This is a genomic window from Neptunicella plasticusilytica, from assembly GCF_047922965.1.
Taxonomy (GTDB): Bacteria; Pseudomonadota; Gammaproteobacteria; order Enterobacterales; family Alteromonadaceae; genus Neptunicella; species Neptunicella plasticusilytica.
Window position 1 is genome coordinate 3422755 of record NZ_CP150481.1, and the last position, 14536, is coordinate 3437290.

The 14536-nt window shown below is 44.7% G+C and carries 15 protein-coding genes; 10 read left to right on the top strand and 5 right to left on the bottom strand.

Annotated features, from left to right (window positions below):
* Positions 1-86: 86 nt before the first annotated feature.
* The 3 genes from metH to metA are packed head-to-tail and all read right to left on the bottom strand — an operon-like array spanning position 87 to position 4707.
* Positions 87-2711, bottom strand: a complete 2625-nt coding sequence (gene metH / locus V1467_RS15390; RefSeq protein ID WP_416305858.1) for a methionine synthase — start codon at positions 2709-2711, stop codon at positions 87-89.
* 8 nt (positions 2712-2719) lie between these two features.
* On the bottom strand, positions 2720-3766 hold the full coding sequence (locus V1467_RS15395) for a homocysteine S-methyltransferase family protein (RefSeq protein WP_416305859.1): 1047 nt from the start codon (positions 3764-3766) through the stop codon (positions 2720-2722).
* A 23-nt stretch (positions 3767-3789) separates the two neighbouring features.
* A complete protein-coding gene (metA, locus tag V1467_RS15400; RefSeq protein WP_416305860.1) occupies positions 3790-4707 on the bottom strand; it encodes a homoserine O-succinyltransferase MetA in 918 nt (305 codons plus the stop codon).
* 800 nt (positions 4708-5507) lie between these two features.
* On the opposite strand from metA, the gene V1467_RS15405 reads away from it, so the two are divergent.
* From V1467_RS15405 to arsC, 10 genes are all read left to right on the top strand, one after another.
* Positions 5508-5885 carry a MerR family transcriptional regulator gene (locus tag V1467_RS15405; protein WP_044557005.1) on the top strand — a complete coding sequence of 126 codons (378 nt, stop codon included), beginning with the start codon at positions 5508-5510 and terminating at the stop codon, positions 5883-5885.
* Between the two features lie 56 nt (positions 5886-5941).
* Positions 5942-6331, top strand: coding sequence for an organomercurial transporter MerC (merC, locus tag V1467_RS15410; protein WP_044556817.1), 390 nt, complete (start codon positions 5942-5944; stop codon positions 6329-6331).
* Positions 6319-6537: a GDCCVxC domain-containing (seleno)protein gene (locus V1467_RS15415; protein WP_080590288.1), complete on the top strand. Its 219-nt coding sequence runs from the start codon at positions 6319-6321 to the stop codon at positions 6535-6537. Before merC ends, V1467_RS15415 begins: the two co-directional genes overlap by 13 nt.
* A gap of 276 nt (positions 6538-6813) precedes the next feature.
* Positions 6814-8334 (top strand): ISNCY family transposase, encoded by a 1521-nt coding sequence (locus V1467_RS15420; protein WP_416305861.1) that lies wholly within the window; start codon positions 6814-6816, stop codon positions 8332-8334.
* Positions 8335-8407: 73 nt separating this feature from the next.
* Positions 8408-8740, top strand: coding sequence for a metalloregulator ArsR/SmtB family transcription factor (locus V1467_RS15425; RefSeq protein ID WP_416305862.1), 333 nt, complete (start codon positions 8408-8410; stop codon positions 8738-8740).
* Positions 8741-8755: 15 nt separating this feature from the next.
* Positions 8756-9226 (top strand): arsenate reductase ArsC, encoded by a 471-nt coding sequence (locus V1467_RS15430; RefSeq protein ID WP_416305863.1) that lies wholly within the window; start codon positions 8756-8758, stop codon positions 9224-9226.
* A gap of 3 nt (positions 9227-9229) precedes the next feature.
* The gene (gene arsH / locus V1467_RS15435; RefSeq protein WP_416305864.1) at positions 9230-9946 is read left to right on the top strand and encodes an arsenical resistance protein ArsH; all 717 of its coding nucleotides are present in this window, start codon (positions 9230-9232) and stop codon (positions 9944-9946) included.
* 9 nt (positions 9947-9955) lie between these two features.
* Positions 9956-10972, top strand: a complete 1017-nt coding sequence (gene arsB, locus V1467_RS15440) for an ACR3 family arsenite efflux transporter (protein ID WP_416305865.1) — start codon at positions 9956-9958, stop codon at positions 10970-10972.
* 81 nt (positions 10973-11053) lie between these two features.
* Positions 11054-11542, top strand: a complete 489-nt coding sequence (locus tag V1467_RS15445; RefSeq protein ID WP_416305866.1) for an arsinothricin resistance N-acetyltransferase ArsN1 family A — start codon at positions 11054-11056, stop codon at positions 11540-11542.
* 29 nt (positions 11543-11571) lie between these two features.
* The gene (gene arsC / locus V1467_RS15450; protein WP_416305867.1) at positions 11572-11991 is read left to right on the top strand and encodes an arsenate reductase (glutaredoxin); all 420 of its coding nucleotides are present in this window, start codon (positions 11572-11574) and stop codon (positions 11989-11991) included.
* 182 nt (positions 11992-12173) lie between these two features.
* On the opposite strand, the gene V1467_RS15455 is transcribed toward arsC, so the two are convergent.
* Positions 12174-12530, bottom strand: coding sequence for a hypothetical protein (locus V1467_RS15455; RefSeq protein WP_416305868.1), 357 nt, complete (start codon positions 12528-12530; stop codon positions 12174-12176).
* 128 nt (positions 12531-12658) lie between these two features.
* The gene (locus V1467_RS15460; RefSeq protein ID WP_416305869.1) at positions 12659-13948 is read right to left on the bottom strand and encodes a diguanylate cyclase domain-containing protein; all 1290 of its coding nucleotides are present in this window, start codon (positions 13946-13948) and stop codon (positions 12659-12661) included.
* Positions 13949-14536 lie beyond the last annotated feature (588 nt).

Sequence of the window (14536 nt, forward strand, 5' to 3'; positions counted from 1 at the left end):
CAGGCAACTCCACTATCGCCACCATATTTTGACTAAATTATTAGATAGTCCTCCGTTTATGTCAAAGATTGACATAAACGGTTTGTTTACATAGTCAGATTAGGTGCTAACCAGCGTTCTGCTGTTTCCAGGTCCCAACCCTTACGTTGAGCATAATCTTCCAGTTGGTCTTGCTGAATTTGCGCCACCGCAAAATAACGGCAATCCGGATGCGCAAAATACCAGCCAGAGACCGCCGCTCCCGGCCACATGGCATAGCTGGATGTCAGCTTCATACCGGTATGTTTTTCGGCATCAAGCAAATCCCATATCGCCTGTTTCTCAGTATGCTCAGGACACGCCGCATAACCGGGAGCCGGGCGAATACCCTGATATTTTTCGCGAATCAAATCTTCGTTGGCCAGTTGCTCATCAGGAGCATATGCCCAGATTTCCTTACGTACTTTAAGGTGCAAATATTCGGCAAAAGCTTCGGCCAGTCGATCAGCAATGGCCTTGACCATAATGGCATTATAATCATCCATCTGGGCTTTATAACGTTCAGCCAGTTCATCTTCACCAATGCCTGCCGTTACCGCAAAGGCACCAATATAATCCTGTACGCCGGAAGATTTTTCGGCCACAAAGTCGCTTAAACAATAATTGGCCCCTTTCGGTTTTTCGGTTTGCTGACGTAAGTGATGGCTAACCAACCTGATCACATTACGACTTTCATCTGTATAGACTTCTATATCGTCACCCACCGCATTGGCCGGGAATAAGCCCATCACCCCTTTGGCTTTTAATTCACCGGATTCAATCACCTGATCCATCAGCGCGTTCGCATCAGCAAATAGCTTTTTCGCTTCCTCGCCCACCACTTCATCATCTAAAATGCGAGGATATTTTCCTGCCAGGGACCAGGTAAGGAAAAACGGTGTCCAGTCTATATAGTCGCGCAATGTATCCAGGCTGACTTCAACAGGCTGTACGCCTAGCTGTTTAGGTGTGACGGGTTGATAGTCACTGAAATCGAGCGGGAATTTATTGGCGCGAGCCTGCATCAAGCCTACCGGTTTACTCCGTGGCTGTTTGCGCGCATGTTGTTCACGTACTTTATCGTATTCTTTACTTAGCTCTGCCGCGTAAGTGGCACGATTCTCGGCGGTAATTAAACGCTGACAAACCCCTACCGCTCTTGATGCATTGGGCACGTAAGCCACCGGATGCTGATAATTTTGTTCAATTTTCACCGCGGTATGCGCCTTGGACGTAGTGGCGCCGCCAATCAGCAGAGGCAAATCAAAATTCTGACGCTGCATTTCTTTGGCCACATGCACCATTTCGTCCAGCGACGGGGTAATCAAACCGGACAAACCGATCATATCGACTTTTTCATCGCGGGCAGTTTGCAGAATTTTCTCGCAGGATACCATTACCCCTAAATCGATAATTTCGAAGTTATTACACTGCAGCACCACACCGACAATATTTTTACCAATGTCATGCACATCACCCTTAACCGTGGCGAGCAAAATTTTACCGTTGCTACTGCCGGCATCTTTTTCCAGCTCAATAAAAGGCTCAAGGTAGGCGACTGCCCGTTTCATTACCCGGGCGGATTTAACCACCTGGGGTAAAAACATTTTTCCTTCGCCAAATAGATCCCCGACGACATTCATGCCATCCATCAATGGCCCTTCAATCACATGCAGTGGTTTGTCGGCTTGCAGTCGCGCGGCTTCGGTATCTTCTTCAATGAAATCGGTAATCCCTTTAACTAACGCATGTTCGAGACGCTTGTTTACCGGCCATTGGCGCCATTCCAGCGTCGCCTTGGCGACTTCTTTACCATCGCCTTTATATCTGGGTGCCATATCCAACAGACGGTCGGTAGCATCATCACGACGATTGAGAATGACATCTTCAACCGCTTCTTTCAGCTCTTCAGGGATATCGGTATACACCGCCAATTGACCCGCATTCACAATCCCCATATCCATACCGGCTTTGATGGCATGATACAAAAACACAGAATGCATCGCCTCGCGCACCGGGTTATTGCCACGAAACGAAAACGACACATTGGATAGTCCGCCAGATATATGGCAATGCGGCAGATTCTGCTTGATACGGCGGGTGGCATTGATAAAGTCCACCGCATAATTGTTGTGCTCTTCAATCCCGGTGGCTACGGCAAAAATATTCGGATCAAAGATGATATCTTCTGGTGGGAACTGGATTTTTTCGGTCAGCAGTTTATAGCTGCGTTCGCAGATTTCATATTTGCGATCTTCGGTATCGGCCTGACCGGTTTCATCAAAGGCCATTACCACCGCCGCCGCACCATAACGCTTGACCAGTTTGGCATGATGCAGAAAAGCCTCTTCGCCTTCTTTTAAACTGATGGAATTAACAATCGCCTTGCCTTGTACGCATTTGAGCCCGGCTTCAATCACACTCCATTTAGAGCTGTCGAGCATAATGGGGACTCGAGAAATATCCGGTTCCGAAGCAATTAAATGCAAAAAGCGTTGCATTGCGGCTTCGGAGTCCAACATGGCCTCGTCCATGTTGATATCGATGATCTGTGCACCGTTTTCGACTTGCTGACGGGCGACGTCCAACGCGGTATCAAAGTCGCCTTCCATAATCAGGCGTTTAAACATGGCAGAGCCGGTTACATTAGTACGTTCACCGACATTAATAAAACTGGCTGTTTGCTGCATCATTACACTTCCTACGCGACGAACGGTTCAAGGCCGGATAAACGCATTCTGATTTCGCGCTCGGGAATTTGACGTGGAGCAACACCTGCAACAGCATCAGCTATAGCCTGAATATGCTCAGGTGAGGTACCACAACAACCACCCACAATATTCAATAATCCGGATTCGGCCCATTCTTTAATATGCATCGCCATTTCATCACCTTCCATATCGTACTCACCAAATTCGTTGGGTAAGCCAGCGTTAGGATGCGCAGAAATGAAACACTCTGCTACGTCCGACAATTCCTGCACATATTGGCGTAACAGGTCCGGCCCCAATGCACAATTAAGACCAAATGAAATGGGGTTGATATGACGTAATGAATAATAAAACGCTTCGGCGGTTTGTCCTGATAAAGTGCGTCCCGAGGCGTCAGTAATGGTGCCGGAAATCATTACCGGCAATTGTGCGCCCAGCTGTTCAAACACCTGTTCAACCGCAAATGCCGCCGCCTTGGCGTTGAGCGTATCAAAAATGGTCTCAATCAGAATAATATCCGAACCGCCTTCGATCAGGGCATGAGTGGATTCCATATAGGCTTCAACCAGCTGATCAAAGTAAATATTACGGTAGCCAGGGTCGTTTACATCCGGTGAAATCGAGGCGGTCTTGCTGGTTGGGCCCAATACTCCGGCGACAAAACGGGGTTTATCCGCCGTGCTGTACTGGTCTGCCGCCTTGCGCGCCAACTTGGCCGCTTCCAGATTAATCTCTTTAGACAAGGCTTGCATTTCATAGTCGGCCATCGAGATGGTCGTCGCGTTAAACGTATTAGTCTCGATAATGTCCGCACCCGCTTCCAGATACTGGCAGTGGATATCAAAAATAATCTCCGGCTGGGTAAGCACCAACAAGTCATTGTTACCTTTAATATCGGTATGCCAGTCCGCATAGCGTTCACCGCGATAATCGGCTTCTTCCAGCTTATGGCGCTGAATCATGGTGCCCATTGCCCCATCAAGGATCAGGATACGATCAGCCAGCGCTTGTTTAAGTAAATGTTCAGTTTGTTGCAAGATAAACCTCTGTGAAATCGGGATTATTTAATATCAGACAAATCGTATGGTGTGGTCTGATAGACATAGTAGTTTAACCAGTTGGTATATAACAGTGTACCGTGCGAACGCCAGGTCACCATGGGTGGCTGTGCCGGATCGTCATTCAGATAATAGCTTTCGGGCAAGCTGGGGTTCAGCCCTTCACGCTGATCACGCTGATATTCCTGATCCAGTGTGTCCGGGTCGTATTCCGGATGGCCGGTAACAAACACCAGACGCTTGTCTTTTGAAGCCACAATATGCGCACCGGTACGTTCAGAACTGGCCAAAATATTCAGCTCGGGAACTGACTGGTAATCCGCCATGCTGATCTCACCGTAACGGGAATGCGGCGCATAAAAAACCGGATCAAAACCGCGCATCAGTTCGTCATGTTCAAAATTAACCTGATGAGGAAACACACCGCAGAGCTTTTGTTCGTTCAGCTTACGGTTCAACCCGAAATAGTGATACAGCGCCGCATGGGCCGCCCAACACAGAAACATAGTCGACTGCACGTGACGCCGGGCCCAGTCCATCACCACCTGCATTTTGTCCCAGTATTTCACATCCTGATAATCCAGTAGCGCCAGCGGTGCACCAGTCACAATCAGCCCGTCATACTTTTTGTTTACCACCTGCTCGAACTGATGATAAAAATTATCCATATGGGCTTTAGGGGTATTTTTGGGTGCCTGATTATCGATACGGATCAGGTCAATATTGATTTGTAGCGGCGTATTGGATAACAGCCGCAAAATCTGTACTTCTGTCTCGATTTTATTCGGCATCAGATTCAATATTCCCACTTCCAGCGGACGAATATCCTGATTAACCGCCCGCTCGTCATCCATCACAAAGATATTCTCTTCGCTTAGCACAGTTAGAGCAGGTAAATCACCGGGGATTCTGATTGGCATAACGATTCCTGATGCAATTTAAACAAAACAAGGCCAGACGCCTATCTTGCCAATTACCACAGAACAAATCAACATCTTTACGTCTAGACGTCTAAATGAAAAAAATATGAAGACACGATACTATGATCTGTACAACGACATTAAATTTGAGATCGGCGCCAACTGCGAGACTGAATTTAAGTCATTGCTTTTAAAAGAATAATTAAATCAAGCGTGAAGCGTTCGATTCAGGTTTATGCGTTCTGCTTTTCAGTGATAATTCGAATATTTAGAAAATGTTTAGGTGACTACCTGTTAATTTATGACTGGATAATACCGTCTGTATAAAATACTCAGACTCAATTGAATAAAACATGCGTTCTGATGAGCACTCGAACCTCTCGATCATTTCAGGAGACATTGTATTGCAGGTAGACAAATGTGACAAAATACTTATCGGCTGAGATATAGCCCTTGCTGGCAGTGTAGCGGAATCATCAAAATAACCCGCTAAGGGAAACGATAACCTTTCGAACCGCTCTATATAATCATGCTTCGAGAGAATACTAGTGTATGGAAAACGTCATTTCCTACGGCTAGGAAGTGTCTAGGTTAGCAGTGGCGATTCATCTGATATGGATTAGTCACAACTCAATCTGACACTTTCATTGATCGAGCTGAATCAAGCCTGACAGTCTCTTGTGTACGTATTGCAGACACTTGCAGTATGATAAATCAATTGGTTTAGTGTGCGATTAACGGAAGTTCAGCACTTGTCTAATAATGATAGAATAATGCTAATTGTTTTAGAGAATCCGCTTATGAAAACCATTGGAACGCTGGCTAAAGAACTAGACATTAGCGTAGAAACAATCCGATTTTATGAACGTAAAGGACTTATCGTACAGCCACTAAAACCTGATAGTGGTTATCGCATGTATGACGACACCCATGTGAGTCAACTTAAATTCATATTAAAAGCTAAAGCCTTGGGCTTTACACTTGATGAAGTCGCTTCGCTCATGACGATGAGTGGAAACTGCGCTGATGTCGAATCGATGGGATTACAAAAACTTAAGTTGATTCGAGAGAAAATTGCTATTTTGCAGCGGCTAGAACATGTGATTCAAGATATGACAAATTCTTGTAAAGCCAACCATGACCCTAATTCCTGCCCAATAATCAATTCGCTCAATTAACTATTGACTCCGTACCTATGTACGGAGTTTAGACTACCTCAAAAGTAGAGGTAATTATGATGAATAAAATTCTAGATAAAGTAGGCTCTGGTGGCGTTTGGCTAGCCGCACTTAGCTGCACAGCATGTTTCCCCGCACTTGGTTCACTAGCATCAGCTTTAGGGCTTGGTTTTCTATCACATTTTGAAGGAATAGCGGTTAATACTTTATTACCATTGTTTGCTGCGCTCGCTTTATTGGTCAACTCGTACAACTGGTATCAACATAAGCATGTGGTAAGGGGCATATTAAGTGTAATTGGCCCAATTGCAGTATTGCTGACTCTTTATCCACTGTGGCAATACGACTGGAGCACTTACTTATTTTACTTTGGGATCACATGGATGGTATTTATGTCAGTATTGGATGTCGTTAAGCCAGTTAAGGAACCCGTATGCGAGGTATAGAATTGGAATCTAAGATTACTTGTCCCGAGTGCGGCTTTAGTAAGGTCGAGACCATGCCAACAAACGCTTGCCAGTGGTATTACGAATGTGAGGGATGCAAAGCGCTACTCAAGCCTTTAATAGGTGATTGTTGCGTTTATTGCTCTTTTGGGACTGTTAAGTGCCCACCTATTCAAGAAGGAAGTAGTTGCTGCAATAAATCTTAACGTCTGCTAATGGCACAAATAGTAAGTCCGATATCAACCTTCTGAAGGTCTGCAATTTGTCTTTTGCTGCATGTCAGATTAGGTCGAAATTATCGAACAGAAGTGTCAGATTAGATATGAGCTACTACATCTGATCACATGTTAACACCAAGCGATTTTGTCGTACTTTAATTACCAAGCGATTCTGTCGTAGTCGCTAATTACCAAGGGAAATTGACGGTTATCTTTAACCGTGTTCTTTGAATGTTTTGTTTGTGCATTTGAGGAACGCTAAGGATGATTGTGTTGAATTCCAAAGCTCAATTGACAGTTGATGTCATCGCGAAAGTGGCTGAGCGTAAAATTACGATAGCCAATGCCACTAAGCTCCTCAATAAATCCAGACGTACTGTTGAACGGTATTTGCAGCGTTACCGAAGCCAAGGGTTACAGTTCGTTGTTCATGGAAACACAGGCAGCGAGCCAGTTAATAAAACGCCTGACAGCCTTAAGCAGCAAGTTCAGTCGCTAATCCGCGAGAAATACTATGACCTGAACTTGTTGCACCTCGCCGAGATGCTTGAGACTCACGAACACATTGTTGTTAAGCGCGAGACACTGCGTAAATGGGCACATGATATCCATCATGTTAAACGAGCCAAACGTAGACGCAGCCGTGTTCACAAACGCAGGGAACGGATGGATGCGCCCGGATTAATGCTGCAAATGGATGGCAGCACACATCGTTGGTTCGGTGATAACAAGTCGTGTTTAATCGCGATGATTGACGATGCAAACAGCGATATCCACGCTGAATTCTTTCCGTCAGAAACGACTGAAGGGTGTATGAAAGTAATGCGCTCAGTCGTAGAGAAATTCGGTTTATTTAAAACCCTGTATGTTGACCGAGCGGGTATCTTCGGTGGCCCCAAACGCTGCAACTTCTCTCAGATGCAACGGGCATGTGAGGAGTTGGGGATTGAAATCATCTTCGCCAGCTCTCCTCAGGGCAAAGGTAGGATTGAACGTGCCTTCGATACCTTGCAAGACAGGTTGATACCGGAGCTACGACTCAACAAGATTACTGACATGGCTGGCGCGAATAGCTACCTCCAACACGTCTTCATTCCCCAGTTCTGGCGTAAAAACTTGGTCGTGAAATCAAGAACATCAGACACTGAGTATACGCCTGTAACACGCTACACCAATCTTTATGATATCTGCATCACCAAAGTCTACCGGAAAATCCGTAACGACCACACGTTTAGTTACAGGGGAAAACTCTACTTCATCGATTCACCGCTTAAGCACTCAATCGCAAATCAAAAAATTGAAATCCGTACTGGAAAAAATAAGCGATTCGACGCTTTCTTCGCCGGACGGAAGCTACAGGTAACAGCAGTCACTGAGCCTGAAAAAGTGTCCTCGGAAGACCATGAGATCCAGAAGAAGCTTGAAGTATTGGCACTGGCTGACAGGCTTGGAAATGTGGCAGAAGCGTCCCGCCTTAGCGGCGTCTCCCGCGATACTATTTACCGCCATCGTAAACTGATAAAGCAAGGTGGGATCGAGTCGCTAAAACGTCAAGAAACGACTGAGTTAAGGCACAAGAATTGTGTCGATACCAGTATTGAACATACGGTAGTGAATTTCTCACTCGCTAATCCCCACCTCGGCCAACAAAAAGTGGCTAGACAAATAAACGCTGAGTTTGGGTTTGACATTAGTTCCAATGGAGTACGCGGCATATGGCTTAGACAGAAGATGAACACCGTAGCCTTGCGGATTACACGTTCACAATCGATAAGCACAACATAACGCTATTGCAGCATTGACATATGAAAATTCACATATACTATATTTCACATATATGTTTTGAGGTATGTGAAATATGAGTCCACTACAATTTTTCAAATGTATGTCTGATGACACCAGATTGAAATCTGTTCTGATTATCAATCAACTCGAAGAAGCTTGCGTGTGCGATCTGATGGCTGCGCTTGATCTTGACCAGCCAAAAGTTTCACGTCATTTAGCTGAGTTACGCAAATGCAATATTTTACAGGACGAGCGTCGCGGCAAATGGGTGTATTACCAACTTCATAAGCAGCTACCTGATTGGGCCAAAGCGGTTATCAGCCAAACTGCTGACAACAATAACGACTATTTTTTAGACGCTCTGTCGAAACTGAATGCCTCAAAACAACAAGTTTCATCCTGCTAATTACAAGGAACTTACATGAAAATTCTTTATATCTGCACGCATAACCGTTGTAGAAGTATCTTATCTGAAGCTATCACTAATCATGTGGCTGGTGACCGTATTATTGCAAAAAGTGCGGGAAGCCAGCCCTCAGGCGTGGTTCATCCACTCTCTATCCATTACCTGAAAGAGGCCAACATTTCTGTTGACGGCCTGCAAAGTCAATCATGGGACGAGTTTGAGGATTTCAAACCTGACGTGGTTGTGACTGTTTGTGACTCTGCTGCCGGAGAAGCCTGTCCTGTATGGTTTGGCAATTCTGTCAAAGTTCATTGGGGATTGGCTGATCCTTCTAAAATTGAAGGGAGTGAGGAAGAAAAAGCCGAGGGCTTCCGTGCGTGTATTGCCGAGATTACTGAGCGGGTTAACAAATTAATTCCAATAGCTGAGAAAAACCTTACTCCAGCAGAGCTTAAATCCGAACTAGCAAAACTAGGGGCGCAGTAGGTAATGACTCAGGACATCACCCTTCCGAATATTGATGAAACACAGTTCGATATTCCAACGTTTGAGAAGTGCCAGAGTACACAGGTAGACCATGCACCGCGAATTCTTCTGCTTTACGGATCACTACGTAAACGCTCATTCAGTCGCCTTGTAATTGAAGAATGCGCTCGCCTACTAACGCGAATGGGCGCAGAGGTAAAAATCTTTAATCCCCAAGGGCTACCACAAACTGACACAGAAGATGAAAATCATCCCAAGGTGAAAGAACTCAGAGACCTCATGATGTGGTCAGAGGGGCAAGTATGGTGCTCACCTGAGCGTCATGGCTCGATGACCAGTATTTTCAAAAGTCAGATTGACTGGGTGCCGCTGAGTATTGGTGCCGTGCGCCCTACGCAAGGGAAAACTCTCGCTGTAATGCAAGTTTGCGGCGGTTCACAGTCGTTTAATGTTGTAAATCAGTTGCGTGTTCTTGGTCGCTGGATGCGCATGGTTACTATCCCAAATCAGTCTAGTGTGGCAAAAGCGTTTCTTGAGTTTGACGAGAACGACAGAATGAAAGCTTCTTCTTATTACAATCGCATTGTTGATGTGATGGAAGAGCTGATGAAGTTCACTTTATTACTCAGGAACAATAAAGACTATTTCGTAGACAGGTATTCTGAACGTGTTGAGTCGGCTGAGCAGTTAAGCCAGCGCGTGAATCAGCGTTCAATTTAAGGAGGATTTATGGGTTTATTTGAACGCTATTTGTCGGTATGGGTGGGTATTGCCATCGTGGTCGGTATCTTTTTGGGCAGCGTCGCACCTGATGCATTTGCTGTTATCGCTAGTATTGAGTATGCGCACGTTAATTTAGTCATTGCGGTACTTATCTGGTTAATGATTTATCCCATGATGGTACAGATTGACTTTTCTTCACTGAAAGATGTCGGCAAAAAGCCAAAAGGTCTTGCCCTTACACTGGTGATTAACTGGTTAATTAAGCCATTCACAATGGCATTTCTTGGCTGGCTGTTCTTTAAAGGATTGTTTGCTGACTGGGTAGACCCACAAACGGCAACTGAATACATAGCAGGCATGATTTTACTCGGTGTTGCGCCATGTACCGCTATGGTATTTGTCTGGAGTCAGCTCACCAAGGGTGATGCGAACTACACACTGGTACAAGTATCCATTAACGACATTATCATGATCTTTGCCTTTGCGCCGATTGCCGGAATGCTGCTAGGTGTAACTGACATAACCGTACCTTGGGATACATTGTTCCTGTCAGTAGTATTGTATGTGCTTATTCCCCTTGTTGCAGGTGCAATAACCCGTAAAAAGCTGGATAAGGCAGATGACCATTCACGGCTCAATCAGTTTTTAGCAACGATGAAACCTTGGTCAATTATTGGTTTACTAGCAACCGTTGTTTTACTGTTTGGCTTTCAGTCAGAGACCATACTGGCGAAACCTCAGGCGATTGTGCTAATTGCCATACCCTTGCTGATTCAGACTTATGGCATTTTTGCTATCGCTTACTTCATGGCAAAGCAAATGAAACTGCCGCATAACGTCGCTGCTCCCGCCTGCATGATTGGTACATCAAACTTTTTTGAGTTAGCCGTTGCAGTGGCAATTTCGTTATTTGGGCTACATTCAGGCGCAGCATTGGCGACTGTCGTGGGTGTATTGGTTGAAGTACCAGTGATGCTGTCTCTGGTATGGTTTGCCAACCGCACACGTCATTGGTTTGCATAGAGTAAAACTGCATGGCGTAGCCACTTCGGCACAATACTGTTGATTGGCTGCGCATCATGTAAAAAGTGAGACGTTAATACTGTGAATACGATCATCCGCGCAGCAACGCTTGGCGATGTAACGGAGCTGTGTTTTATCTACAATTCTGGTATCAAGTCGGGACTTGCAACATTTGAAACTGAGCTACGACGAGAAGATACCGTTATGAAATGGTTATCAATGCCAAATAAATATCCGGTACTCGTCGCCGAAGCAGAAGATCAGGCAATAGGCTTTGCTAGACTGACAGAATACCGACCTCGCGAATGCTACCGATCCATCGCTGAGTTTTCTATCTACATTTCTGAAAGCGCAAGGGGCAATGGAGTGGGTGCTAAGCTGTTAGCTGCATTGCTATTAAGTGCCAAAGATATCGGATTTAATAAAGTTTTGTCGCGCATATTCACATTTAATCACGCCAGTTTAGCGCTGTGTAAAAAGCTGGGGTTCAGGCAAGTAGGAGTATATGAGCGTCATGGGCAGCTCAATGGCAAATGGCTCGATGTAGTGATTGTCGAAAAACTATTGTGAATTAAAGAAGCGAATTTAAAGGAAATGGCATGATTGTTATTCACCACAATCCCGAATGCGGTACATCAAGAAATGTACTCAAAATTATCCAAGACGCAGGCTATGCACCTGTCATTGTAGAGTATGTCAAAGAGGGTTGGACGCGAAACCAGCTTTTGGGGCTTTTTGCGGCGGCGAATATGACTCCTCGTGAAGCACTGAGAACGACGAAATCTCCAGCGCAAGAACTGGGCTTGCTTGACGAGAATGTTACTGATGAAGCACTTATCGCCGCTATGCTTGAACATCCGGTGTTAGTCAATCGACCTATCGTCTGCTCGCCAAAAGGCGTTAAGTTATGCAGACCAAGTGAAGCTGTTCTGGATCTACTTGATAACTGGCCTTCTAGTCCTTATTTTAAAGAGGATGGAGAAAAAATTTTGGACGAAAAAGGCCACCGGATAATTTAAGTGAGCAAAACCCGATTAATCAACCTCGCCCTAAATTTGAGACGAGTTTGCATAAATACGCCGAGTCCTGCTAATGTGATTACGACAAAATCGCTTGGTACTTATACCGTCAGTATCCCTTGGTAATACTACATCTGATAATACTGCACACAAAGGTTGTTTTGTCCACTGAGGAGAAAAGCTTAACGTTGCTTTTTTCTTGCTATTAATGATTCCACTTCGTTCATATCCTCTTTACTATAAAGTGAAGCCATCGGCTTCAGCTCGTCTAACATTGCCAGACCAATTTTTTCACTATTTTCAAATGACTCCATACCGTCAAAGAATGAAAGGGCAACTTGTTGTCGCGTGACTATATCTTCGATAAGCGCTCCTAAAGCGCTTTCTGAGAAAGCATAAAACCAGTCGCTTTCTCCGACGATCACTTTAATCCCTTTAGCCGCACTGGCAACGAGGTATGGTAAAGCTTGAGAGTCTGAATCGTAGTTAAGCTCCGCACTTACGAGTTGCGATATGTCGATATTTGTCAAGCTAGACATTCCCCCCCCTTTTCCATTTTCTAATTTGGCCTATCTAAAGTGTAGACCATCGGCAATTCAAGCGTTACCCATAATGACAGTTGTTGATTGTCTTTCTCAAACGTTAATGGCAAAGCCCATTTCATCATTTACACAAATTCTTGATACCGATTTTTCCCAAGGGCTTTCGCATTATACATTGCTTCATCTGCTGCCCGGAGGATCTCATCTGCACTCTGGTAAGCTGCGTCGCTATGAGCTATACCGATACTTGCGCCAACTGACACTTCACATCCTTCAATTCTGAGTGGCTTAGCGAAAGCACTAACAATTCGATTTGCAATCTCATACGCTGGCTCTCTGTCCAACATATCACTCAACACGATAATAAATTCATCACCACCCAGTCGTCCGACCGTGTCTCCCGTACGAATAATAGATTTGAGCTTATTAGCAACTATCATGAGTAAGCTATCTCCCACTTGATGACCAAAGCTATCGTTCACCAGCTTGAATCCATCAAGATCTATGAAAAGAACAGAAAATGCTCTTTTGCAATTAACGTCGATGCCATTCATCAACACATCGATTGCTGAATAAATCGCTTGTCGATTAGGTAACTGGGTCAATTCGTCATGCTTGGCTGCGAATTCGAGCCTAACCTTTTCCTGCCTTTCAAACTCTGCCTCTTCACGTCTCTTAATTGCTGTAGAAACGTGTTGTGAAACGAAAGTAAGTAGATGAACGTCGGCTTTAGAGTACATAAACCCATTCACATAGCTTTGCACTACAACAACGCCAACAATCTTATCCGATAGAACAAGCGGCACACCGAGCCAAGAGTCAGAAACCCCTATTCTCTTTTTTGTGATACCTCTAGCACAAAGATCTTCCATATCTTTGCGCGACAGCAGCACAGTGTTGCCAGACCGAATGACAAGCTCAGTAAACCCGTCGCTCATTTCTCGCGAAGGATGCTTAGCATGATTACCATCTCGGAAATATACGAAGTCTAAATTGCGCTCCGCGGTATCTGTCTTGCAGATGTAGAAATTTGAGGCGTCTACTAATTCCCCGACCACTTCGTGAATTTGCTGATAAAAGTCATCGATTTCTATAGATGAATCGCTGGTTAGCTCAGAAATTTTATAAACCGCCTGAAGCAGTTTTTCAGAATTTTCCTTTTCCTTTAGCCGCTCTTCTAGCAACTCAATCTTTTGAGTCAATGCATCTTGCATTTTTTGCCTATAATTCGGCTGCTGTGAACCATAATGATAAGCTTTATTAGCTATATCCAAAGTCTTCCAAACTTGAGCATCGCTCCAAGTCTCGTCAAAATTGAACAACAAATTCCCTTCGTCGTCAGCTACGAAGCATCGATTACCTTCATCTTCGGCTCCTCGTATTATTTTACACTGCTGCTTTGTTTTGAAAAACACTCGATATCCTACGAATACAGACGAGTCCATACTCGCCAATAAAATATTAAAAAAAAGGTAATGTAACTGAGCATATCACTACGCTGATTGAAATAGAGTCACTATTCTCATCAAAAATGGCTATTTTTTGATGAGAATAGCCTTGGCAGGCTTTATCGGGGCTTTGCAGATACCGCCAAATTTGCTGCCAATCAGCCCCGAAATGCGCTGCTTTTTCCTTAGTTTCTTAAGCTGCCGTGGGTTCAACTTTTGCTGCCGGAGTAGTCTTTGCTGATAGCAACGCTGGCCCAATTTCTTGGATTGGCCTATGGAGTCATATGTAATTTGGCTTCCGTCGAATTTAGGTTCCGGGATATCAACTACCTTGGATTTTCGCAGCCATATTGATAACCGAGTTTTAATCCGTTTAATTATCTTGCGTTTCACCTTCTCGACTCTCCCAATTCATGCGATGTGCAAGCCATGCATCACAAAATCTGTCTAAAAACCCTTGTGATAGCTGTATCTCTCATTTCGTGCCCCCTTTGGGTAGCTAATCTTTTGTTCGCGATTGATAGGCACTCCACGCCTCACATATCAGGTTTAACT